This window comes from Streptomyces sp. P13-3-3 (assembly GCF_050571355.1).
Taxonomy (GTDB): domain Bacteria; phylum Actinomycetota; class Actinomycetes; order Streptomycetales; family Streptomycetaceae; genus Streptomyces; species Streptomyces althioticus.
This window is the reverse complement of the sequence record NZ_CP192228.1, coordinates 2,870,038-2,890,343: the sequence shown is the minus strand read 5'-3', so window position 1 is coordinate 2,890,343 and position 20,306 is coordinate 2,870,038. Positions and strand designations below refer to the sequence as shown.

Here is a 20,306-nt window from a genome sequence, read left to right as displayed (position 1 = left end):
GCCCCCTCCCCCGTACGGGCGAGGGACATGAACCGCTCCTCCCGGCGATCCGCCGGACCACCCCGAGGCACGACGCTGAAGGTGTTCGACGCACCGTCAACGCCGGGGAGGGATCGTGCTCACCGCACTCGCCCGGACGGCCACCCGCCGTCCACTGACCGTGATGCTCCTGTGGGGGCTCTTCCTGCTGCTGGGCTTCGGCCTGGGGACGGGCGTCTTCGCGCGCCTCTCCGACAACGTGCCCGAAGTGCCCGGCACCGAGTCGGAGTCGGCCGCGCGGTACCTCGAGGAGACGGACCCGGCGGGGTCCTCGATCACCGGCGTGGTGGCCGGCACGCCCGTCGCGGACGCCGGGCTGCGCGCGGAGGTCGAGCGGGCCGTGGCCGACCTGCGGGAGGTGGCCGGGGTCGCCGCCGTGCCGGACCCCTACGCCACGCCCGGGATGATCGCCGAGGACGGCAGGGCGCTGATCGTCCCCGTCACCCTGGAGGGCGGGCTCGACGACGACGCGGAGGAGCGCACGCTCGACGCGGCGGCCGAGCGGATCCGGGAGATCGACGCGCCCGACGTCCACGTGAGCGGAGGGCCGCTGCTGGGGCTGCAGATGGGTGAGCGGGCCCAGCAGGACGTGAAGAACGCCGAGTTGATCTCTCTTCCGGTGGTGCTGGCGCTGCTGCTGGTGGTGTTCGGCGGGCTGCGGTCGGCGCTGCTGCCGCTGGTCGTCGCGGTCAGCGGCATCGCGGGGGCGTTCCTGGCCCTGTTCCTGTTCAGCGAGGTCACCGACATCTCGGTCTACGCGATCCAGGTGACGACGATGCTCGGCCTCGGACTGGCCGTGGACTACGCGCTGTTGATGCTGGTGCGGTTCCGTGAGGAGCGCCGGACCACGGAGGACGTCGTCGAGGCGGTGCACCGCACGGTGGCGGCGGCCGGGCGGACGGTGCTGTTCTCGGGGCTGACCGTCGCCGTCAGCCTGACCGGGCTGCTGGTGTTCCCCAGCGTGTTCCTGCGCAGCATGGGGCTCGCGGTGGCGGCGGTGGTCGTCATCGACATGCTGGCCGCCCTGACGCTGCTGCCGGCGCTGCTGGTGCGGTTCGGCGGGCGCATCCCGCCGGCGAAGACGCCGAGGAACGGCGAGGAGGAGGGCCGGTTCTTCGCCCGCGTCGCCCGCTTCGCTGCCCGGCGCAAGGTGGCCGTCCTCGCCGTGGCGGTGCCGGTGCTGCTGGTGCTGGCCCTGCCCGTGTCGGGGATGAGCATCGCCGTCGGGGACGCGCGCCAGCTCCCGGCGGACAGCGAGGCGCGGCAGCTCCAGGACACCGTCGCCGCCCACTTCCCGCCGGGCACCGGCGTCTCCCCCGTCGTGGTCGTCGCCAGGCCGGGCACGGACGACGCGACCGCCGACCGGATCCGGGCGCTGGAGCCGGGCGCCACCACGCGTGAACTGCCGGGCGGAGGTGCGGTGATCGAGATCCGGCCGCCCGGGGACGCGGACGGCGCGGAGGCGACCGCCCTGGTGGAGCGGGTGCGGGAGGCCCGGGGCGACGCGCCGGTCGAGGTGACCGGCACCGCGGCCCGTCTGGTCGACTTCCGGGAGATGCTCGCGGAGCGGGCGCCCTGGGCGGCGCTGACCGTGCTGGCCGGCATCGTGGTGCTGCTGTTCGCGTTCACCGGTTCGGTGCTGCTGCCGCTGCGCACCGTCGTCACCACGCTGCTCAGTCTGGCCGCCGCCCTGGGCGTGGTGGTGTGGGTCTTCCAGGACGGGCATCTCGCCGGGCTGCTGGGCGCGGAGGGCCTGGGGGCGCTGAGCCTCACCGCGCCGCCGCTGATCGTCGCGATCGCGTTCGGGCTGGCCATGGACTACGAGCTGTTCATCCTGGCGCGGATGCGGGAGGCACGGCTGCGCTCCGGCGACGACCGGGAGGCCGTGGTGACGGGTCTGAGCCGCTCGGGCCAGGTGGTCACCTGCGCGGCGCTGCTGCTGGCGGTGGTGTTCGCGGCGTTCATGACGGGTGGGTTCTCCCCCATCCTGCAGATCGGTCTGGGGCTGACGCTGGCCGTGCTGATCGACGCGACGGTCGTGCGGATGTTGCTGGTGCCGGCCACGATGGCGCTGCTCGGCCGCCACGCCTGGTGGGCGCCGCGCCCGCTGCGCCGCGCCCACGACCGGTTCGGCCTGCGGGAGGAACAGCCCGAACTGCCGCGGGAGAAGGTCCCGTCGGGAGTGTGAGGGTCCGTTCCGCGGCGCCCGGGGCTCCGGCCACCGGGCGCCGCGCGCGTGCGCGTCCCGGCCGGCCCGGTTTCCCCGGTTCGCTCCCATTCGAGAGGTGAACTCCCGTGCGGGGAAGGGACTTTTACGGTTACACCTCTTGACGCCGGAGGGACCCCGGAGCACATTGGCGGGACCGTGAGAGCGCTCTCATACGTGTTCCGGGCTCTCCGGTGGCCCACCCCCACACGATCAGCACCGAGAGGTTCATCCCCCCATGACAGCCACCTCCGGCACCCCCCACACCCTCCACGAACGGCGGCGGCTGAGGCGCACGCTCGTCGCCCTCACGGGCGCGCTGGCGCTCGGCGCGGGCGCCCTGGCCCTCAACGGCCCCGCCGCGAGCGCCTCCGTGCCGCCCCCGCCGTCGGGCTGGACCCAGGTCTTCGCCGACGATTTCGACGGCGCCGAGGGAAGCGGCGTGGACACCGGCAACTGGCGGTACGCCACCGGCACCGGCTACCCCGGCGGCCCCTCCAACTGGGGCACCGGCGAGATCGAGACGATGACGTCGAACCCGGAGAACGTCTCCCTCGACGGCAACGGCAACCTCCGTATCACCCCGCGGCGCGACGACGCCGGCAACTGGACGTCGGGACGCGTCGAGACCAACCGCGACGACTTCCAGCCCCCGGCCGGCGGCAAGCTGCGGGTCGAGGCGCGCATCCAGGTCCCGGACGTAACCGGTGACGCGGCCAAGGGCTACTGGCCCGCGTTCTGGATGCTCGGCGCCCCCTACCGGGGCGACTACTGGAACTGGCCCGCCGTCGGCGAGCTGGACATCATGGAGAACACCCAGGGCATGAACACGGTGTTCGCCACGATGCACTGCGGCACCTCGCCGGGCGGCCCGTGCAACGAGACCAGCGGCCTCGGGGGCGAGACCACCTGCCAGGGCACGACCTGTCAGGCCGGCTTCCACACCTACCGCATGGAGTGGGACCGCTCGTCGGACGTGGAGGAGATCCGCTTCTCCCTCGACGACACCACCTTCCACACCGTCCGGGAGGACCAGGTCGACGCGGCCACCTGGTCGAACGCCACGGACCACGGCTTCTTCGTCATCCTCAACGTGGCGATGGGCGGCGGCTTCCCCGACGCGTTCGGCGGCGGCCCCGACGCGGGCACCCAGCCCGGTCACGCGATGCTCGTGGACTACGTGCAGGTGCTCACCTCCTCCTGAACCGCCGGCCCCACCCCCCACACCCGGCCACCCGGGCCGGTGACGAGGGCCCCGCGCACCCCGCGCGGGGCCCTCGTCCGCGTCCGGGGCCGTCCGCGTCCGGGGCGCCGTCGCTCAGCGATGCTCCGCGCGGAACGCGGCCGGGCCGGTGCTCGTGTGCTGCTGGAAGAACTTGGAGAAGTTCGCCGCGTCCGCGAACCCGACGGCGGCCCCCACCCGCCCTATGGGCAGATCGGTGTGCGCGAGGAGCCGCTTGGCCTCCAGCACCACCCGCCTGTCGACGAAGGCCTTCGGCGTCTCGCCGGTGGCGGCGCGCACCACGCGGGCCAGGGTGCGCCGCGAGTAGCCGAGGGCGTCGGCGTACGCGGTGACGCTGTGGTTGGTCGCGAAGTCCCGTTCCACCGCCTCCCGGAAGAGGGTGAAGGCACTGTCCTCGGCGGGCGGGGCCGCGCCCGCCGAGCCGGCGGCGAGATGGGCGAGCCGCAGCAGGAACGCGGTCAACGCGTGCCGCAGCACGGCCGTGTGCAGGCTCAGCGGCAGGGTCTCGGTGTCCTCGTACTCGCGGCGCAGTTGCTCGGAGGCGGCGCGGAGCGCGGCGAGCCGGGCCGGGCCCGGGCGCATCAGCGGCGGCAGGTCGTAGCGGTAGAGGCCGGTGGCCTCGACGGTCGCGCGGGGCAGGAAGCCGGGCTGCATGGCGAGGACGGTTCCGCGGTACTCGGCGTCGCGGGAGAAGCGGTGGACCTGCCCCGGGCGGATCCACAGCACGTCGCCCGCCGTGGCCTCGTACTCGGTGAAGTCGATCATGTGCCGGAGCGGTCCGGCGTCGAGCAGCATCACGAGGTGGAAGTCGAGGCGGTGCACCCGGTCCAGGGGCGCGTCGGCGTGCCAGGTGCGGTCGGGGCCCATGGGGGCGATCTGCATGCCGACCCCGCAGACGCTCCGTTCGACCGGGAAGGGGAAGGTTCTGATTCCGCCGCCGTCGCCCCCGTCCGCCGTCCGGGCGCCGCCGTCACTCCCCTGGGGGAATCCGCCTGCCATGTCTCCCATGTCCGTCACGTGCCTGGCGGGCAGCCCGTACCGGGGGCACCCGTGTCCCACTTTCACCACAGGCTGACACACCGGAACCTCGTTGTGAATAAGTCAGACTTTTACTTTTGAACGCGCTGCAGAGTTCCTTACGCCCGGATCGAGGACCACATGGAGACGAGCATCCGCACGGCGGACCGCCCGGCCGGGCGACGGGAATCGGCGGACGCCGGGCGCGGTTGACGCGAGCGCGAGAAGGAAGACGATCAACGTGAATCGCATCATGCGCGAAGAAGTGTTCGATATGCCCCGCGGGTCCGGAGCCGGCGTCCGGCCACCCCCGCGCGAGTGCACCGGGGTGAAGGACCCCGCGGACAAGGACACCCTGTATGGGGAGGACCGCTCCCCGGCGGCCCGGAACGCGTACGGCGAGGTGACGCGGCAGCCGGGGAACCCGGACAGGGCGAGGTTCGTGGACGCCGGGCCGTGGCCGCACCAGGCGGCGGCGACGGCGTCCGACAGCGAGGGAGTTGACGCGGAATGACCGACGAGACCACCGAACCGGCGGTGGACGCCCCCGAGGCGGCGCGGGAGGAGCCGGCGGAGGCCGGCCCCGCCCTCGCCGCGCCGCCGCCCGGCTGGGCCAACCCGCTGCGCGACCCCCGGGACCGCCGGCTGCCCCGGATCGCGGGCCCGTCCGGTCTGGTGATCTTCGGGGTGACCGGCGACCTGTCCCGCAGGAAGCTGATGCCGGCCGTGTACGACCTCGCCAACCGGGGGCTGCTGCCGCCCGGCTTCTCCCTGGTGGGCTTCGCCCGCCGCGACTGGGAGGACCAGGACTTCGCCGAGGTGGTGCACGACGCGGTCAAGGAGCACGCGCGCACCCCGTTCCGCGAGGAGGTCTGGCAGCAGTTGTCGGAGGGCATGCGGTTCGTGCCGGGCGACTTCGACGACGACCACGCCTTCGACCAGCTGCGCAAGGCCGTCGACGAGCTGGACGCCTCCCGCGGCACCAGCGGCAACTACGCCTTCTACCTCTCCGTGCCGCCGAAGTTCTTCCCCAAGGTGGTGCAGCAGCTCAAGAAGCACGGGCTCGCGGACGCGCCCGAGGGGGCCTGGCGCCGCGCGGTCATCGAGAAGCCGTTCGGACACGACCTCAGGTCCGCTCAGGAGCTCAACGGGATCGTGCACGAGGTGTTCGACCCCGAGCAGGTCTTCCGGATCGACCACTACCTGGGCAAGGAGACCGTCCAGAACATCCTGGCGCTGCGCTTCGCCAACCAGATGTTCGAACCCATCTGGAACCGGTCGTTCGTGGACCATGTGCAGATCACCATGGCCGAGGACATCGGCATCGGCGGCCGGGCCGGCTACTACGACGGCATCGGCGCGGCCCGTGACGTCATCCAGAACCACCTTCTCCAGCTCATGGCGCTCACCGCCATGGAGGAGCCGGCCTCCTTCGACGCGGCGTCCCTGCTCACCGAGAAGCTGAAGGTGTTCCGTGCCGTGCGGCTCCCCGAGAACCTGGGGCTGCACACGGTGCGCGGCCAGTACGCGGCCGCCTGGCAGGGCGGCGCGAAGGTGCGCGGCTACCTCGAGGAGGACGGCATCGACCCGTCCTCGGCCACCGACACCTACGCGGCGATCAAGCTCGGGGTGGACAACCGCCGCTGGGCGGGCGTCCCCTTCTACCTGCGCACCGGCAAGCGCCTCGGCCGCCGGGTCACCGAGATCGCGGTGGTCTTCCAGCGGGCGCCGCACTCCCCCTTCGACACCTCCGCCACCGAGGAGCTCGGCCAGAACGCCATCGTGATCCGCGTCCAGCCGGACGAGGGCATGACGGTGCGGTTCGGCTCCAAGGTCCCCGGGACCTCCATGGAGCTGCGGGACGTGACGATGGACTTCGCCTACGGCGAGTCGTTCACCGAGTCCAGCCCCGAGGCCTACGAACGGCTCATCCTGGACGTCCTCCTGGGGGACGCCAACCTGTTCCCCCGTCACCAGGAAGTGGAAGAGTCCTGGAAGATCCTCGACCCGATCGAGGAGTACTGGGCGTCGCACGGCAGGCCTGCGCAGTACACATCGGGCAGCTGGGGGCCCGCGGAAGCCGACGAGATGCTCGCACGAGACGGACGGAGCTGGCGCAGGCCATGAAGATCGACCTGACCGACACCACGGCAAGCAACATCAACAAGGCGCTCGTCCGGGGCCGCCGCGCCATCGGCACCCCTGCCGTGGGCATGGTCCTGACGATGGTGATCGTCACGGACGAGGAGAACGCCTACGACGCCATCAAGGCGGCCGAGGAGGCCTCGCACGAGCACCCCTCGCGCACCCTGGTCGTCATCAAGCGGCACGCCCGCAACCCGCGCGAGCGCACCCGGTCCCGGCTGGACGCCGAGGTACGGGTGGGGTCCGAGGCGGGCACGGGCGAGACGGTGGTGCTGCGCACCTACGGCGAGGTGTCCGAGCACGCCGACTCGGTGGTGCTGCCGCTGCTGCTGCCGGACGCCCCGGTGGTGGTGTGGTGGCCCGCCGACGCGCCCGAGAACCCCTCCGGTGACCCGCTCGGCGCGCTCGGCCAGCGCCGGATCACCGACCTGTACGCGGCGGAGGACCCGATGGCGGTCCTGCGCGCCCGCGAGCGCGCCTACGCGCCCGGTGACACCGACCTGGCCTGGACCCGGCTGACCCTGTGGCGCTCCATGCTGGCCGCCGCCCTCGACCAGGCCCGGACCGCCGTCACCTCGGCGACCGTCGAGGCCGAGGCGGACAACCCGGCCGCGGAACTGCTGGCGCGCTGGCTGGAGGCCCGGCTGCGGGTCGCCGTCGACCGGGTGGTGACCGCGGGCCCCGTAGTCACCGCGGTCCGGCTGGGCACCGAGGACGGCGAGGTCGTCATCGACCGCCCCGAGGGCCCCCTGGCCACGCTCACCCTGCCCGGCCAGCCCCCGCGCCGGCTGGCCCTGAAGGTCCGCTCCACCGCCGAACTCATCGCCGAGGAGCTCAGGCGCCTCGACGCGGACGAGATGTACGCCGTCGCCCTGCGCGGCGAGGCCACCGAGGAGATCCCCGCCCATGTCTGACGTCCCCGAACCGACCCGCCGCCCCGAGTGGGCCGCCTTGGAGCAGCACCGCGCCCAGGGGGTCCCGGGCCTGCGCGAACTGTTCGACACCGACCCGTCCCGCGCCGAGCGGTACGTCGTGCACGTGGGCGACCTGCGGATCGACTACTCCAAGCATCTGGTCACCGACGAGACGCTGCGGCTGCTGCGGGAACTGGCCGCGGCCACGGACGTGTTCGGCCTGCGGGACGCGATGTTCCGCGGGGAGCGGATCAACACCACCGAGGACCGCGCGGTGCTGCACACCGCGCTGCGGGCGCCGCGGGACGCGGTGGTCGAGGTCGACGGGGAGAACGTCGTCCCGGCCGTGCACGCGGTCCTGGACCGGATGGCCGACTTCGCCGACCGGGTGCGTTCCGGGGAGTGGACCGGTCACACCGGCCGGCGCATCCGCAACGTCGTCAACATCGGCATCGGCGGCTCGGACCTGGGCCCGGCGATGGCCTACGAGGCGCTGCGGGCCTACACGGCGCGGGAGTTGACGTTCCGGTTCGTGTCCAACGTGGACGGCGCCGACCTCCACGAGGCCACCCACGACCTGGATCCGGCGGAGACGCTGTTCATCGTGGCGTCGAAGACGTTCACCACGATCGAGACCATCACCAACGCCACGTCGGCGCGCGCCTGGCTGCTGGACGCGCTCGGGGACGAGAAGGCGGTGGCGCGGCACTTCGTGGCCCTGTCGACGAACGCGGAGAAGGTGTCGGACTTCGGGATCGACACGGCGAACATGTTCGAGTTCTGGGACTGGGTCGGCGGGCGGTACTCCTACGACTCGGCGATCGGGCTGTCGCTGATGATCGCGATCGGCCCGGACCGGTTCCGGGAGATGCTGGACGGGTTCCGCATCGTCGACGACCACTTCCGCACCGCCCCGCCGGAGGCCAACGCGCCGCTGCTGATGGGCCTGTTGGGGATCTGGTACAACAACTTCCACGACGCGCAGTCGCACGCGGTGCTGCCGTACTCGCACTACCTGTCGAAGTTCACCGCCTACCTCCAGCAGCTCGACATGGAGTCCAACGGCAAGTCGGTGGACCGCCAAGGCAGGCCCGTGAGCTGGCAGACGGGACCGGTCGTGTGGGGCACGCCGGGCACCAACGGGCAGCACGCCTACTACCAGTTGATCCACCAGGGCACCAAGCTCATCCCCGCCGACCTGATCGGCTTCGTCCGCCCGATCGCCGAGCTGAGCGACCGTCTGAAGGCGCAGCACGACCTGCTGATGGCCAACCTCCTCGCGCAGGGACAGGCGCTGGCCTTCGGCAAGACGCCGGACGAGGTGCGCGCCGAGGGCGTGCCCGAGGAGCTGGTCCCGCACAAGACCTTCCAGGGCAACCACCCCACCACGACGATCCTGGCCACCGAGCTGACCCCGTCGGTGCTGGGCCAGCTGGTCGCGCTGTACGAGCACAAGGTGTTCGTGCAGGGCGCGGTCTGGGACATCGACTCCTTCGACCAGTGGGGCGTCGAACTCGGCAAGGTCCTCGCCAAGCGCGTCGAGCCCGCCCTCACCGAGGGCGCCGACGTCCCCGGCCTCGACCCGTCCACGGCCGCGCTGGTGGCCGCCTACCGCGAACGCAGGAAGTGAACTGACATGCAGATCGGTCTTGTTGGTCTCGGCAAGATGGGCGGCAACATGCGCGAGCGGCTGCGCCGCGCGGGCCACACCGTCATCGGCTTCGACACCAATCCCGCGGTGTCCGACGTGCCGCACCTGTCCGACCTGGTCGACCAGCTCGACGGGCCGCGCGCGGTGTGGGTGATGGTCCCCGCGGGCGGCCCCACCCAGGAGGTCATCGACCGGCTGGCGAGCCTCCTCAAGCACGACGACGTCGTGGTGGACGGCGGCAACTCCCGCTGGACCGACGACGAGAAGCACGCCAAGGAGCTGGCCGCCCGGGGCATCGGCTTCGTCGACGCGGGCGTCTCCGGCGGCGTCTGGGGCCTGGAGCACGGCTACGCCCTCATGGTCGGCGGCGAGGCGGAGTACGTGGAGCGGCTCAAGCCGATCTTCGACGCCCTCAAGCCGGACGGCCCGTACGGGTACGTCCACGCGGGCAAGGTCGGCGCCGGGCACTTCGCGAAGATGGTCCACAACGGCATCGAGTACGCCATGATGCAGGCCTACGCCGAGGGCTGGGAGCTGCTGGAGAAGGTCGACTCGGTGGACAACGTGCGGGAGGTGTTCCGCTCCTGGCAGGACGGCACCGTCATCCGCTCCTGGCTGCTGGACCTGGCGGTGAACGCCCTCGACGACGACGAGCACCTGAGGAAGCTGCGCGGTTACGCGGAGGACTCGGGCGAGGGGCGCTGGACGGTGGAGGCGGCCATCGACAACGCCGTGCCGCTGCCCGCGATCACCGCGTCGCTGTTCGCCCGGTTCGCCTCGCGGCAGGAGGACTCGCCGCAGATGAAGATGGTCGCGGCGCTGCGCAACCAGTTCGGCGGGCACGCCGTCGAGACGAAGAAGGCGTAGGCACCGTGGGGGAGCTGTACCTCGCGCGGCACGGGGAGACGGAGTGGAGCAGGTCGGGCCGCCACACGGGCGGCACCGACGTGCCGCTGACGCCGGCCGGCGAGGCGCAGGCCAGGTCGCTGGCCCCGCTGCTGGCGGGCCGTGCCTTCGCCCTGGTGCTCACCAGCCCCCTGGCCCGTGCCCGCCGCACCGCCGAGCTGGCGGGCCTGGCCGGCGCCGAGCCGGAACCGGACCTGCGCGAGTGGGACTACGGGGCGTACGAGGGCGTGACGACCGCGGACATCCACACCACCCGGCCGGACTGGGACCTGTGGACCGACGGGGTGCCGCCGGGCGAGACGTTCCCCGGGGAGTCCCCGGAGCAGGTGGGCGCCCGCGCCGACCGTGTGCTGGCCCGGATCGCCGGGGCGCTGGAGCAGGGGGACGTGATGCTGGTGGCCCACGGCCACCTGCTGCGGGTCCTCACGGCTCGGCGTCTGGGTCTGCCCCCGTCCCACGGGCGTCTCTTCCGGCTGGAGACGGGCACGTTGAGCCGGCTGTCCCTGGAGCACGACTCCCCGGTGGTCGCGGAGTGGAACACCCGGCCGCCCGCGCCGGCCCAGGACTGACCGCCCTTCTCCTCGCTTCGGCGCGTCCCGCCGGCCTTCGCGGCCGGAGGGACGCGCCGTTCGCGGTACCGGAGGTGTGCGCGGGGCGTCAGCGGCATTCCGGTGCCAGACGTACGAAAGCCGCCTCCGCCCCCCGGCCCCAAGGGACGCGCTCCTCGCCGTTGCGGCGGCGTGTGGGCGGGGCCCGTCAGCGGTATCCGGGTGCCAGGCGTTCCGCACCTCTCGGCAGACGCGTCAGCCGCATCCCGGTGCCACACGTACCGGAGACGTCTCCGCACCCCGGCGCCTCGCTACGCGGCGCTCGTCGTTCCAGGGGCGTGTCGGGGGCGCGTCAGTGGCGGATCAGGAATGGAGAAGCACCGGCGGGGGCCGTCGGCCTAGGCTGTCGGTGGCGCGCGACGCCCGGGGCGGGGGACGCCGTACGGGCCGGCCGGGACGCGGCCGTGGGCGCGCCGCCACGGACCGGCCCGACGCACCCAGCCGTCGGCCGGACCGAGCCGGGGAACGCCGGCGGTGACCGCGAAGGCGGACCCGCCCGACGGATGGAGAACCACGACCATGGTCACGAGCACGGACCCGCAACGGCCGGGCGGACACGTCGCCGACAGCCACGACCTGATCCGCGTGCACGGGGCGCGCGAGAACAACCTCAAGGACGTCAGCGTCGAGCTGCCCAAGCGCCGCCTGACCGTGTTCACCGGCGTGTCCGGCTCGGGCAAGAGCTCGCTGGTCTTCGACACCATCGCCGCCGAGTCGCAGCGCCTGATCAACGAGACGTACAGCGCCTTCCTCCAGGGCTTCATGCCGACGCTGGCCCGCCCCGAGGTGGACGTGCTGGAGGGGCTGACCACGGCGATCACCGTCGACCAGCAGCGGATGGGCTCCGACCCGCGCTCCACGGTCGGCACCGCCACCGACGCCAACGCCATGCTGCGCATCCTCTTCAGCCGTCTCGGCAAGCCCTACTTCGGCCCGCCCGGCGCGTTCTCCTTCAACGTGGCGTCGGTGACGGCGAGCGGCGGCTTCACCGTCGACCGCGGCGGCGACAGGACGAAGACCGAGAAGGTCACCTTCTCCCGCACCGGCGGCATGTGCACCCGCTGCGAGGGCCGCGGCACCGTCACCGACATCGACCTCACCCAGCTCTACGACGACTCCAAGTCGCTCAACGAGGACCCGTTCACCATCCCCACCTACACCGGCGGCGGCTGGGTGGTGCGGGTCATCGCCGAGTCGGGCTTCTTCGACCCGGACAAGCCGATCCGCGAGTACACCAAGAAGGAACGCCACGACTTCCTGTACCGCGAGCCCACCAAGGTGAAGGTCGGCGGCGCCAACCTCACCTACGAGGGGCTGATCCCCAAGCTGCAGAAGTCGATGCTCAGCAAGGACCGGGAGTCGATGCAGCCGCACATCCGGGCCTTCGTGGACCGGGCGGTCACCTTCACCACCTGCCCCGAGTGCGACGGCACCCGGCTCACCGAGGGCGCCCGCTCCTCGAAGATCCAGGGCATCAGCATCGCCGACGCCTGCGCCATGGAGATCAGGGACCTCGCCGAGTGGGCGCGGGGCGTGGCCGAGCCGTCCGTGGCGCCGCTGCTCACGGCGCTGCAGCACACCCTCGACTCGTTCGTGGAGATCGGCCTCGGCTACCTCTCCCTGGACCGGCCGTCCGGCACGCTGTCCGGGGGCGAGGCGCAGCGGGTCAAGATGATCCGGCACCTCGGCTCCTCCCTCACCGACGTCACGTACGTCTTCGACGAGCCCACCATCGGGCTGCACCCGCACGACATCCAGCGGATGAACGACCTGCTGCTGCGGCTGCGCGACAAGGGCAACACGGTGCTCGTGGTCGAGCACAAGCCGGAGGCCATCGCCATCGCCGACCACGTCGTCGACCTGGGCCCCGGCGCCGGCACCGAGGGCGGCACGGTCTGTTTCGAGGGCACCGTCGAGGGGTTGCGGGCCAGCGGCACGATCACCGGCCGCCACCTCGACGACCGCGCCTCGGTCAAGGACACCGTCCGCAAGCCCACCGGCGCCCTGGAGATCCGCGGCGCCACGGCGAACAACCTGCGGAACGTCGACGTCGACATCCCGCTCGGCGTGCTGACCGTCGTCACCGGTGTGGCCGGCTCCGGCAAGAGCTCCCTGCTGCACGGTTCGATCCCCGCCGACCAGGGCGTGGTCTCGGTCGACCAGGCCCCCATCCGCGGCTCCCGGCGCAGCAACCCGGCGACCTACACCGGCCTGCTGGAGCCGATCCGCAAGGCGTTCGCCAAGGCCAACGGCGTCAAGCCCGCGCTGTTCAGCGCCAACTCCGAGGGCGCCTGCCCCACCTGCAACGGCGCCGGGGTCGTCTTCACCGATCTGGGGATGATGGCCGGCGTCTCCACCACCTGCGAGGACTGCGGCGGCAAGCGGTTCGACGGGTCGGTGCTCGAGTACCGCTTCGGCGGGCGCGACATCAGCGAGGTGCTCGGGATGTCGGTGACCGAGGCGGAGGAGTTCTTCCGGGAGGGCGACGCGCGGCTGCCGGCCGCGCACAAGATCGTGCGGCGGATGGCGGACGTCGGGCTCGGCTACCTCACCCTCGGCCAACCGCTCACCACCCTGTCCGGCGGTGAACGGCAGCGGCTGAAGCTCGCCACGCACATGGGCGACAAGGGCGGCGTGTACGTGCTGGACGAGCCGACCACCGGTCTGCACCTCGCCGACGTCGAGCAGCTGCTCGGGCTGCTGGACCGGCTGGTCGACTCCGGCAAGTCGGTGATCGTCATCGAGCACCACCAGGCCGTCATGGCGCACGCCGACTGGATCATCGACCTGGGTCCGGGAGCGGGCCACGACGGCGGGCGGGTCGTCTTCGAGGGGACCCCGGCCGAGCTGGTCGCCGCCCGCTCCACCCTGACCGGCGAGCACCTCGCGCAGTACGTGGGCGCCTGACCGCGGACCGGGTGCGCCGGGGCTCTCGTCCTAGTCCCCGGCGCCCCGGCGCGGGATGCCGTACGCGCGGTCGACGTGCAGGCGCAGCACCAGCCGGCGGTCACGGACCATCGCCGCCCGGTACTCCTCCCAGTCCTCGTGCTCGCCGTTGATGTCCCGGTAGAGCCGGATCAGCTCCTCCACCGTCTCGTCGTACGGCTGCCCGGCGACGGGCGTCAGCTCGGCGGTGCCCTCCGCGACGGTGTAGGCCCAGCGGTCCGGGGTGGTCACGTGGTAGGACGCCCGGGGGTCGCGCCGCAGGTTGCGGGTCTTCGCCCGGTCGTCGGTGAGGGAGACGCGGACGACCCGCTCGTCGGGGTAGTAGGCGTGCATGACGTTGGACAGCTGGGGCCGTCCGTCGTGCTTGATCGTGACGAGCACTCCGCCGTGCCCCTCGGAGAGCAGGGCGAGCAGTGCGTTCTGTTCTGCGTCCTGGGTCATGCTTCGATCAACGGTCCGCACGGGGCCGGCGTTCCCCGGAGGTGTGCGATGACGGTGCTGCGGCAGGAGGCCGACCCCGGCGAGGCGGGGCTGGACCCGGACGCGCTGGGGCGGCTCGACCGTGAGCTGGCCCGCCGCGTCGACGACGGGGAGATGCCCGGGTTCCTGGTGGCCGTCGCGCGCGCGGGCCGTGTCGCCCATCTGACGGCGTACGGCGCGCGGGACGTGGCGGCCGGTCTGCCCGTGGAGGGCGACACCCTGTGGCGGATCTACTCCATGACCAAGCCGGTGACCACCGTGGGCGCGCTGATGCTGGTGGAGGACGGGCTGCTGTCCCTGGACGACGAGGTGGGCCGCCACCTCCCCGCGTTCGCCGAGCCCCGCGTCCACGTGGACGGAGCGGGCGACCAGGTGCGGACACGTCCGGCGGCCGGCCCGCTGCTGGTACGGCACCTGATGACGCACACCGCCGGACTGACGTTCGCCTTCTACCACGCCCACCCGGTCGACGCGCTGTACCGGGCGGCCGGGCTGGACTCGTCGGTGGCGCCGGGCACGGACCTCGCCGGGACGACGGACGTGTACGCGAGCCTGCCGCTCCTGTTCGACCCGGGCACACGCTGGAACTACTCGGTCGCCACGAACGTGCTCGGCCGGATCGTCGAGGTCGTCTCGGGGCGTCCCCTCGACGTCTTCCTGGCCGAGCGCGTGTTCCGGCCGCTGGGCATGGAGGACGCCGGGTTCGAGGTGACCGACACGCAGGCGGAGCGGCTGGCCGAGCTGTACGGCGAGACGGACGACGGGGGCATCGAGCCGATCGACGGGCTGCCGCTGCGGGGCCGCCCCCGCTTCCTGTCCGGCAGCGGCGGCATGGTGGCGTCCGCGCACGACATGCACCGCTTCATGGAACTGCTGCGCCGGCGCGGCGAACTCGACGGCAGGCGGCTGCTCCGCCCGGAGACGGTCGCCATGATGACGCGCAACCACCTCCCCGGCGGCGCCGATCTGCGCGCCGTCGGCGTCCCCCCGCACGACGACCCCGGCAACGAGGGCGTCGGGTTCGGGCTCGGCGTCTCCGTGGTCGTCGACCCGTCGCGCACCCGGGAGCCGTCCGGCCTCGGCGCCTACGGCTGGAGCGGGGTGGCCACCACCACCTTCTGGGTCGACCCCGGCCGCGACCTGACCGTGCAGTTCTACACGCAGGTGCGGCCCAGGTCCTCCCACACCGTCTACCGCGACCTCAAACGGCTGGTGCACGAGGCACTCGCCGACTGACGTCCGCACGGCGACGGTTCCTCCGCCCGGCGGGCGTCAGGACAGGTGCCCCACCGCGTCCAGGTGCGGGAGGTGATGGTCGAGCCGCTCCCGCTTGGTGCGCAGGTAGGTGATGTTGCTCTCGCACGGCTCGATGAGCAGCGGCACCTGCTCGTCGACCTCCACACCGTGCCGGACCAACGCCTCGCGCTTACGGGGGTTGTTGGACATCAGCCGCACCGACCGCACGCCCAGGTCCTTCAGCATCCCGGCGGCCACGGCGTAGTCGCGGGCGTCGACCGGCAGCCCGAGCGCCAGGTTCGCCTCCACGGTGTCCAGGCCCTCCGCCTGGAGCGCCATGGCGCGCAGCTTGGCGAGCAGACCGATGCCGCGGCCCTCGTGACCCCTCAAGTAGACGACGACGCCCGCCCCTTCGGCCACGACCGCGCGCAGCGCCGCCGCGAGCTGGTCGCCGCACTCGCAGTGCTGGGAGCCGAAGGCGTCGCCGGTGAGGCACTCCGAGTGCAGCCGGGTCAGCACCCGGTCCGCGCCCAGGTCTCCGTATACGAGGGCCACTTGTTCGTCACCACGGTCGTGGTCCAGGTAACCGATCGCCTGGAACTTCCCGTACACGGTGGGCAGCGGCGCATTCACGACGCGTTCCACACCGGTCCGCCGCTGAGGCTGCTTGCCGAGTACGCCTATTTTTTCTGTCATGATTCTCGAGTTCCTAAGCAGAGACGAAAGGCCGTGACGGATATGGGTGGTTCACACGAGCGGTCGGCGGCATACGGCCCGGTGCACGGTCTGTTGCCGGCGGATACTACTGAGGATGTACGGACGCGGGGAGCCGGCGTCTCACGTCAGATCGCGGTACTTCCGGTCGGGAGTCATGAACAGCACGGTCCCTTCCTGCCGCTGGCGACGGACACCCTGGTCGCCTGCGCGATCGCACGGGCGGTCGCCGGCTCCTACCCCGTGCACCTCCTTCCTCCGGTGACCATCTCCTGTTCGCACGAGCACGCGGCCTGGCCGGGCACGGTGTCCATCTCCGCCGTGACCCTGCACGCCGTGGTGCGGGACATCGCCGACTCGCTGCGCCGCTCGGGCGTCGACACGCTCGTGCTGGTCAACGGGCACGGCGGCAACTACGTGCTGGGCAACGTCGTCCAGGAGGCGTCCGCGCGCGGTGAGCGGATGGCGCTCTTCCCGGCCCCGGAGGACTGGGAGGCGGCGCGGGAACACGCCGGAGTCGTCACGTCGCTGCTGACGGACATGCACGCGGGCGAAATCGAGACGTCCATTCTTCTGCACACTTCTCCCGAGGTTCTGCGTCCCGGTTACGAGACGTCCGACCACGTTTCGGACGACCGGCGTCATCTGCTCACCACCGGAATGTCCGCCTATACGGATTCCGGCGTCATCGGCCGGCCTTCGCTGGGCACCGCGGAAAAAGGCAGGGAACTTCTCGCGAGCCTGGCGGATTCCTTCGGCGCGTATTTCTCGCTTCTGACCTCCGACAGCTGAGCGGGAATCCGGACGACCGGGGCCGGTGCGAGCGGGGCGAGCGGGTGGCGCGCTTCTTCCAGGAGGCGCGCCTCCTCCGCCTCCACGGGGCGCGCCTCCTGCGCGAGTTGCTCCGGGTCCGCCGCGCGGCGGTTCCGGGTGGCGGCGTACCACCGGGCCACCAGCACCACCGCTCCCGGCAGGCTGGCCGCCAGGCTGAGCACCCCGTACACCACGGCGACCGTCAGGCCCCGCCCCGCGCCGAGTCCCGCCGCTCCGAACGCCCAGGCCGCGACACCCTCCCGCGGCCCCCAGCCGCCCACGTTCAGCGGCAGGCTCATCGCCAGCAGCGCCAGCAGGGCGAGCGGCAGCAGGTCCGCCACCGACGCCCCGGCCCCGGCGACGTCCGCGGCGAGGACGAACATGGCCACGTACCCGGCGAGCACCACCACGGACGACACCAGGACGCCCGGCGCGGTGGTCCGCGAGAACAGCGCCCGCCGGGCCTCGCCGAGCATCCCGCGCACCGCGCGGGGCTTCCGCCCGGGCGGCACCCGGTTCATCCGCAGGGCCAGCACCACCGCGCAGGCGCCCACCAGTCCGAGCCCGGCGAGCGGGGCGGCCGCGCGCATCTGGTCCCGGACCGGGGACGGCATGGTCAGCAGGACCACTCCCCCGGCGGCGAACAGCGCGAACTGCCCGGCCGTCCGCTCCAGCACCACCGCCCGTACGCCCCGCCCGAGGTCGCCGGCGTCCTGCCCGTGCCGCACGGCCCGGTGCACGTCGCCGAGGACACCGCCGGGGAGCGCCGCGTTGAGGAACAGGGCGCGGTAGTAGTCCGCGACGGCCGCTCCGAACGGCAGCCGGATGCCGATGCCGCGCGCCACCAGCGCCCAGCGCCAGGCGCTGAACACCGTGGTCACCAGCCCGATGCCGAGGGCGGCGGCCAGCGTGGCCGCGTCGATGCGCCGCACCCCGTCCACGAAGGCTCCGGTGCCGAGCCGCCAGAACAGCACGGCGAGGATGACGACACCGGCGAGCGTGCCGAGGCGGGTACGCACGGCGGGGCTGCCGAGCCGGCGCAGCGGGCCTCGGGCGCCGCCCCCGGCGGCCGGCGTCTCCGCCCCGGCCGCCGTCTCCCCCGTGAGCGTGCTCATGCGCCGCCGTCCACCGGACGGCACAGGGCGAGCAGATCGGTGTGGTGCACCACCACCCGCAGCTTCCCCGCCGCGCAGGCTTCGAGCCGCTCGGCCAGATAGGCGCCGGCACGCTCGGCCAGCTCCGGGCGCTCCTCCACCGCCGCTCCCACCCAGCCGCGCAGCCACTGCTCGGTGAGCGCGGCCTCCTCCGGACCGAGCCGCCACGGGCTGGGGTTGAGCCGCACGGTCGCGCCGTGCTCGGTGAACGCCTCGGCGGCGGCCGTGACCGCGTCCGGGCCGAGGAGTCCGCCGCGGCGCTGGTGGGCGTTGAACGCCTCGGTGATCTCCGCGTCCAGCGGGTGCGGCTCCGTCAGCTCCACGCGTCCGGCCACCGACAGGGTGAGCAGGGCGGGGCAGCCGGCTCCCGCGCACGCGGCGGCCAGCGCGCCGATCTCCTCACGGGTGAGGACGTCGAGCAGGGCGGACGCCGTCACGAGGGAGGCGCCGGCCAGCGCGTCCGGGGTGAGCCGGGCGACGTCGCCGCGCCGGGTCTCCACGGTGACATGACTGCCGTCGGCGGCGGAGCGCGGGGAGGCGACGGCGGCGAAGTGCAGGAGATAGGGGTCGCGGTCGTGCAGCACCCAGTGCTGGGTGCCGTCCAGACGGGGCGCCAGCCAGCGGCCCATGGAGCCGGTGCCGCAGCCGACGTCGTGCACGACGAGACCGCTGCCGGACCTGCCGGGCAGGTTGGCGAGCCGGATCCGCAGCGGGTCGAGCAGGTCGTAGGAGCGGGCGGCGGCGTCGGCGGGTTCGCGCAGCTGGAGCCACTCGGGCGCGTAGCGGGGCGGCTCGTCCTCGCCGGTGTCCCGCAGCCGCACGGTGGCCCGCTCGCCGGGTCGGGGCCCGGCGGGTCCCGCGCCGGGAATGACCGAAGCGCCGTCCGTGGAACCGGTGGCTGCCATGTCGCCCCCTGGGGTCGCGGGCGCCGCGCCGGTGACGTCGCGGGGTCCGGGCTGGGCCGGGATCGCGGCGGCGGGCTGGGTGGTGGTCGGTCGAGTCATGCCGCCCTCCCGGACGCGGTGGGGAGCCGGCGCAGGACTCCCGCGAGGCTCTGTGCGGTGCCGGCCCACCCGCCGAGCGCGGCCCGCCGGCCGCGGGCGGCCGCCTTCAGCCGCCGCCGCACGTCGGCCTCGCCGAACCAGCCGCGCAGTTCGGCGGCGATCGCGGCCGGGTTCTCCGGCGGCACGAGGATGCCGGGCACCCCGCCGTCGGGCGCACGGCCGACGGCCTCGGGCAGTCCGCCGACGTCGGTCGCCAGCACCGGGATGCCGCGCGCCAGCGCCTCGGTGACGGCCATGCCGTAGGTCTCGGCGTAGGAGGTGAGGACCATCAGGTCGGCGGCGGCGTACGCCGCGTCGAGGTCGGCGCCGGACTTCGGGCCGGTCAGCTCCAGCCGGTCCTCCAGGCCGTGTTCGCGGACGAGGCCGCGCAGGTGGTCGACGTACTCGGGGTCGTGTCCGAGGCCGCCGACCAGGGAACAGGTCCACGGCAGGTCGGTCACCGTCGCCAGCGCCTCCACCAGCCGGTGCTGGCCCTTGCGCGGGGTGACCGCGGCGACGCACACCAGGTGCGAGACGCCGTCGGTGCCCGGGGCGAGCGGCGCGATGTCGGCGCCGGGGGCGGCGACATGGACCCGCTCGGGGGCGAGCCCGTGGTGGGAGACGAGCCGGCGGACCGCCCACTCGCTGGTGGCGACGACGGCGGGCACCGCGCGCAGCACCTCGCGTTCGCGGGCGTCCAGCTCGGCGGCGACGGCCGTGTCCAGGCCGGTCTCGTCGCCGAGCGGCAGATGGACGAGCACCACCATGTGCAGGCGCCCCTCCTCCGCCTCCGGCACGACGACATCGGGCACCCCGCAGGCGACCAGCCCGTCGAGCAGGACGACCGCGCCGTCGGGCAGCTCGCGCAGGGTGCGGGCGAGCTCCTCGCGGGTGGCCGCGTCGGGGCGGGGCCAGTCACCCGCGACCGGGTGCCGGTGCGCCTGCCAGCCGAAGCCGGGCAGGTCCAGGCACACGCGCCGGTCGTACGCGTTGCCGCCGCTCGGGGCGGACCGGTCGTCGACCCCGCCCGGCATCACGAAGTGCACGGAGCGCAGAGACATGGGGATGATCCCGCCGTTCCTCCGGAAGGACGCCTGCACGGGCACGTAGTCCAGGCGGCCGGTGGAGCCGCGGCCTGCCGACCTGGCGGTCGTGTCGAGCGTCCTGTCGGTCGTCGTCCCGGTCATGTCG

Annotated in this window: 14 protein-coding genes and 2 pseudogenes; 10 read left to right on the top strand and 6 right to left on the bottom strand. The window is 73.0% G+C overall.

Going from position 1 to position 20,306, the window contains the following annotated elements; translation table 11 throughout:
• The first annotated feature begins 115 nt into the window (after positions 1 to 115).
• On the top strand, positions 116 to 2,227 hold the full coding sequence (locus tag ACQZOG_RS13135) for an MMPL family transporter (protein WP_430741509.1): 2,112 nt from the start codon (positions 116 to 118) through the stop codon (positions 2,225 to 2,227).
• 256 nt (positions 2,228 to 2,483) lie between these two features.
• A pseudogene (locus tag ACQZOG_RS13130) lies at positions 2,484 to 3,477 on the top strand (glycoside hydrolase family 16 protein); the annotation flags it as partial.
• A gap of 86 nt (positions 3,478 to 3,563) precedes the next feature.
• Here ACQZOG_RS13130 and ACQZOG_RS13125 read toward each other — a convergent pair.
• On the bottom strand, positions 3,564 to 4,487 hold the full coding sequence (locus ACQZOG_RS13125; protein WP_351035851.1) for a helix-turn-helix domain-containing protein: 924 nt from the start codon (positions 4,485 to 4,487) through the stop codon (positions 3,564 to 3,566).
• A gap of 528 nt (positions 4,488 to 5,015) precedes the next feature.
• Between ACQZOG_RS13125 and zwf the strand changes: the two genes are divergently transcribed.
• The 6 genes from zwf to ACQZOG_RS13095 all read left to right on the top strand — a co-directional run bounded on the left by zwf (position 5,016) and on the right by ACQZOG_RS13095 (position 13,636).
• Positions 5,016 to 6,632 carry a glucose-6-phosphate dehydrogenase gene (zwf, locus tag ACQZOG_RS13120; protein WP_033277930.1) on the top strand — a complete coding sequence of 539 codons (1,617 nt, stop codon included), beginning with the start codon at positions 5,016 to 5,018 and terminating at the stop codon, positions 6,630 to 6,632.
• The gene (opcA, locus tag ACQZOG_RS13115) at positions 6,629 to 7,564 is read left to right on the top strand and encodes a glucose-6-phosphate dehydrogenase assembly protein OpcA (RefSeq protein WP_037642755.1); all 936 of its coding nucleotides are present in this window, start codon (positions 6,629 to 6,631) and stop codon (positions 7,562 to 7,564) included. Before zwf ends, opcA begins: the two co-directional genes overlap by 4 nt.
• The gene (pgi, locus tag ACQZOG_RS13110) at positions 7,557 to 9,194 is read left to right on the top strand and encodes a glucose-6-phosphate isomerase (protein ID WP_203549738.1); all 1,638 of its coding nucleotides are present in this window, start codon (positions 7,557 to 7,559) and stop codon (positions 9,192 to 9,194) included. Before opcA ends, pgi begins: the two co-directional genes overlap by 8 nt.
• Before the next feature lie 6 nt (positions 9,195 to 9,200).
• Positions 9,201 to 10,082, top strand: a complete 882-nt coding sequence (gene gnd / locus ACQZOG_RS13105; RefSeq protein ID WP_033277808.1) for a phosphogluconate dehydrogenase (NAD(+)-dependent, decarboxylating) — start codon at positions 9,201 to 9,203, stop codon at positions 10,080 to 10,082.
• 5 nt (positions 10,083 to 10,087) lie between these two features.
• On the top strand, positions 10,088 to 10,690 hold the full coding sequence (locus ACQZOG_RS13100) for a histidine phosphatase family protein (protein WP_193456623.1): 603 nt from the start codon (positions 10,088 to 10,090) through the stop codon (positions 10,688 to 10,690).
• A gap of 558 nt (positions 10,691 to 11,248) precedes the next feature.
• Positions 11,249 to 13,636 (top strand): ATP-binding cassette domain-containing protein, encoded by a 2,388-nt coding sequence (locus ACQZOG_RS13095; RefSeq protein ID WP_033277806.1) that lies wholly within the window; start codon positions 11,249 to 11,251, stop codon positions 13,634 to 13,636.
• Between the two features lie 30 nt (positions 13,637 to 13,666).
• On the opposite strand, the gene ACQZOG_RS13090 is transcribed toward ACQZOG_RS13095, so the two are convergent.
• Entirely contained in the window at positions 13,667 to 14,116 is a 450-nt protein-coding gene (locus ACQZOG_RS13090) for a PPOX class F420-dependent oxidoreductase (protein WP_037642748.1), read from the bottom strand.
• A gap of 48 nt (positions 14,117 to 14,164) precedes the next feature.
• On the opposite strand from ACQZOG_RS13090, the gene ACQZOG_RS13085 reads away from it, so the two are divergent.
• Complete coding sequence (locus ACQZOG_RS13085) at positions 14,165 to 15,391, top strand: serine hydrolase domain-containing protein (protein WP_430741508.1); 1,227 nt, start codon at positions 14,165 to 14,167, stop codon at positions 15,389 to 15,391.
• A gap of 36 nt (positions 15,392 to 15,427) precedes the next feature.
• Here ACQZOG_RS13085 and ribA read toward each other — a convergent pair whose 3' ends face one another.
• On the bottom strand, positions 15,428 to 16,087 hold the full coding sequence (gene ribA, locus ACQZOG_RS13080) for a GTP cyclohydrolase II (protein ID WP_033277803.1): 660 nt from the start codon (positions 16,085 to 16,087) through the stop codon (positions 15,428 to 15,430).
• A 42-nt stretch (positions 16,088 to 16,129) separates the two neighbouring features.
• Here ribA and ACQZOG_RS13075 point away from each other — a divergent pair, with 42 nt between their 5' ends.
• Entirely contained in the window at positions 16,130 to 16,897 is a 768-nt protein-coding gene (locus ACQZOG_RS13075) for a creatininase family protein (RefSeq protein WP_078504690.1), read from the top strand.
• A gap of 239 nt (positions 16,898 to 17,136) precedes the next feature.
• Here ACQZOG_RS13075 and ACQZOG_RS13070 read toward each other — a convergent pair.
• The 3 genes and pseudogenes from ACQZOG_RS13070 to ACQZOG_RS13060 all read right to left on the bottom strand — a co-directional run.
• Positions 17,137 to 18,033 (bottom strand): annotated as a pseudogene (locus ACQZOG_RS13070) (lysylphosphatidylglycerol synthase transmembrane domain-containing protein); the annotation flags it as partial.
• Positions 18,030 to 19,076, bottom strand: a complete 1,047-nt coding sequence (locus ACQZOG_RS13065; protein ID WP_033277801.1) for a class I SAM-dependent methyltransferase — start codon at positions 19,074 to 19,076, stop codon at positions 18,030 to 18,032. The pseudogene ACQZOG_RS13070 and the gene ACQZOG_RS13065, both read right to left, overlap by 4 nt.
• Positions 19,073 to 20,302, bottom strand: a complete 1,230-nt coding sequence (locus tag ACQZOG_RS13060; RefSeq protein ID WP_380825749.1) for a glycosyltransferase family 4 protein — start codon at positions 20,300 to 20,302, stop codon at positions 19,073 to 19,075. The genes ACQZOG_RS13065 and ACQZOG_RS13060 overlap by 4 nt, the downstream gene beginning before the upstream one ends.
• Between the last annotated feature and the right edge of the window lie 4 nt (positions 20,303 to 20,306).

What these genes read in the sequence shown, in the direction of transcription:
- ACQZOG_RS13125 (WP_351035851.1), bottom strand. Translation starts at nt 4,487, where the DNA reads ATGGCAGGCGGATTCCCCCAGGGGAGTGACGGCGGCGCCCGGACGGCG.
- zwf (WP_033277930.1), top strand. Translation starts at nt 5,016, where the DNA reads ATGACCGACGAGACCACCGAACCGGCGGTGGACGCCCCCGAGGCGGCG.
- opcA (WP_037642755.1), top strand. Translation starts at nt 6,629, where the DNA reads ATGAAGATCGACCTGACCGACACCACGGCAAGCAACATCAACAAGGCG.
- pgi (WP_203549738.1), top strand. Translation starts at nt 7,557, where the DNA reads ATGTCTGACGTCCCCGAACCGACCCGCCGCCCCGAGTGGGCCGCCTTG.
- gnd (WP_033277808.1), top strand. Translation starts at nt 9,201, where the DNA reads ATGCAGATCGGTCTTGTTGGTCTCGGCAAGATGGGCGGCAACATGCGC.
- ACQZOG_RS13095 (WP_033277806.1), top strand. Translation starts at nt 11,249, where the DNA reads ATGGTCACGAGCACGGACCCGCAACGGCCGGGCGGACACGTCGCCGAC.
- ACQZOG_RS13090 (WP_037642748.1), bottom strand. Translation starts at nt 14,116, where the DNA reads ATGACCCAGGACGCAGAACAGAACGCACTGCTCGCCCTGCTCTCCGAG.
- ACQZOG_RS13085 (WP_430741508.1), top strand. Translation starts at nt 14,165, where the DNA reads ATGACGGTGCTGCGGCAGGAGGCCGACCCCGGCGAGGCGGGGCTGGAC.
- ribA (WP_033277803.1), bottom strand. Translation starts at nt 16,087, where the DNA reads ATGACAGAAAAAATAGGCGTACTCGGCAAGCAGCCTCAGCGGCGGACC.
- ACQZOG_RS13075 (WP_078504690.1), top strand. Translation starts at nt 16,130, where the DNA reads ATGGGTGGTTCACACGAGCGGTCGGCGGCATACGGCCCGGTGCACGGT.
- ACQZOG_RS13065 (WP_033277801.1), bottom strand. Translation starts at nt 19,076, where the DNA reads ATGACTCGACCGACCACCACCCAGCCCGCCGCCGCGATCCCGGCCCAG.
- ACQZOG_RS13060 (WP_380825749.1), bottom strand. Translation starts at nt 20,302, where the DNA reads ATGACCGGGACGACGACCGACAGGACGCTCGACACGACCGCCAGGTCG.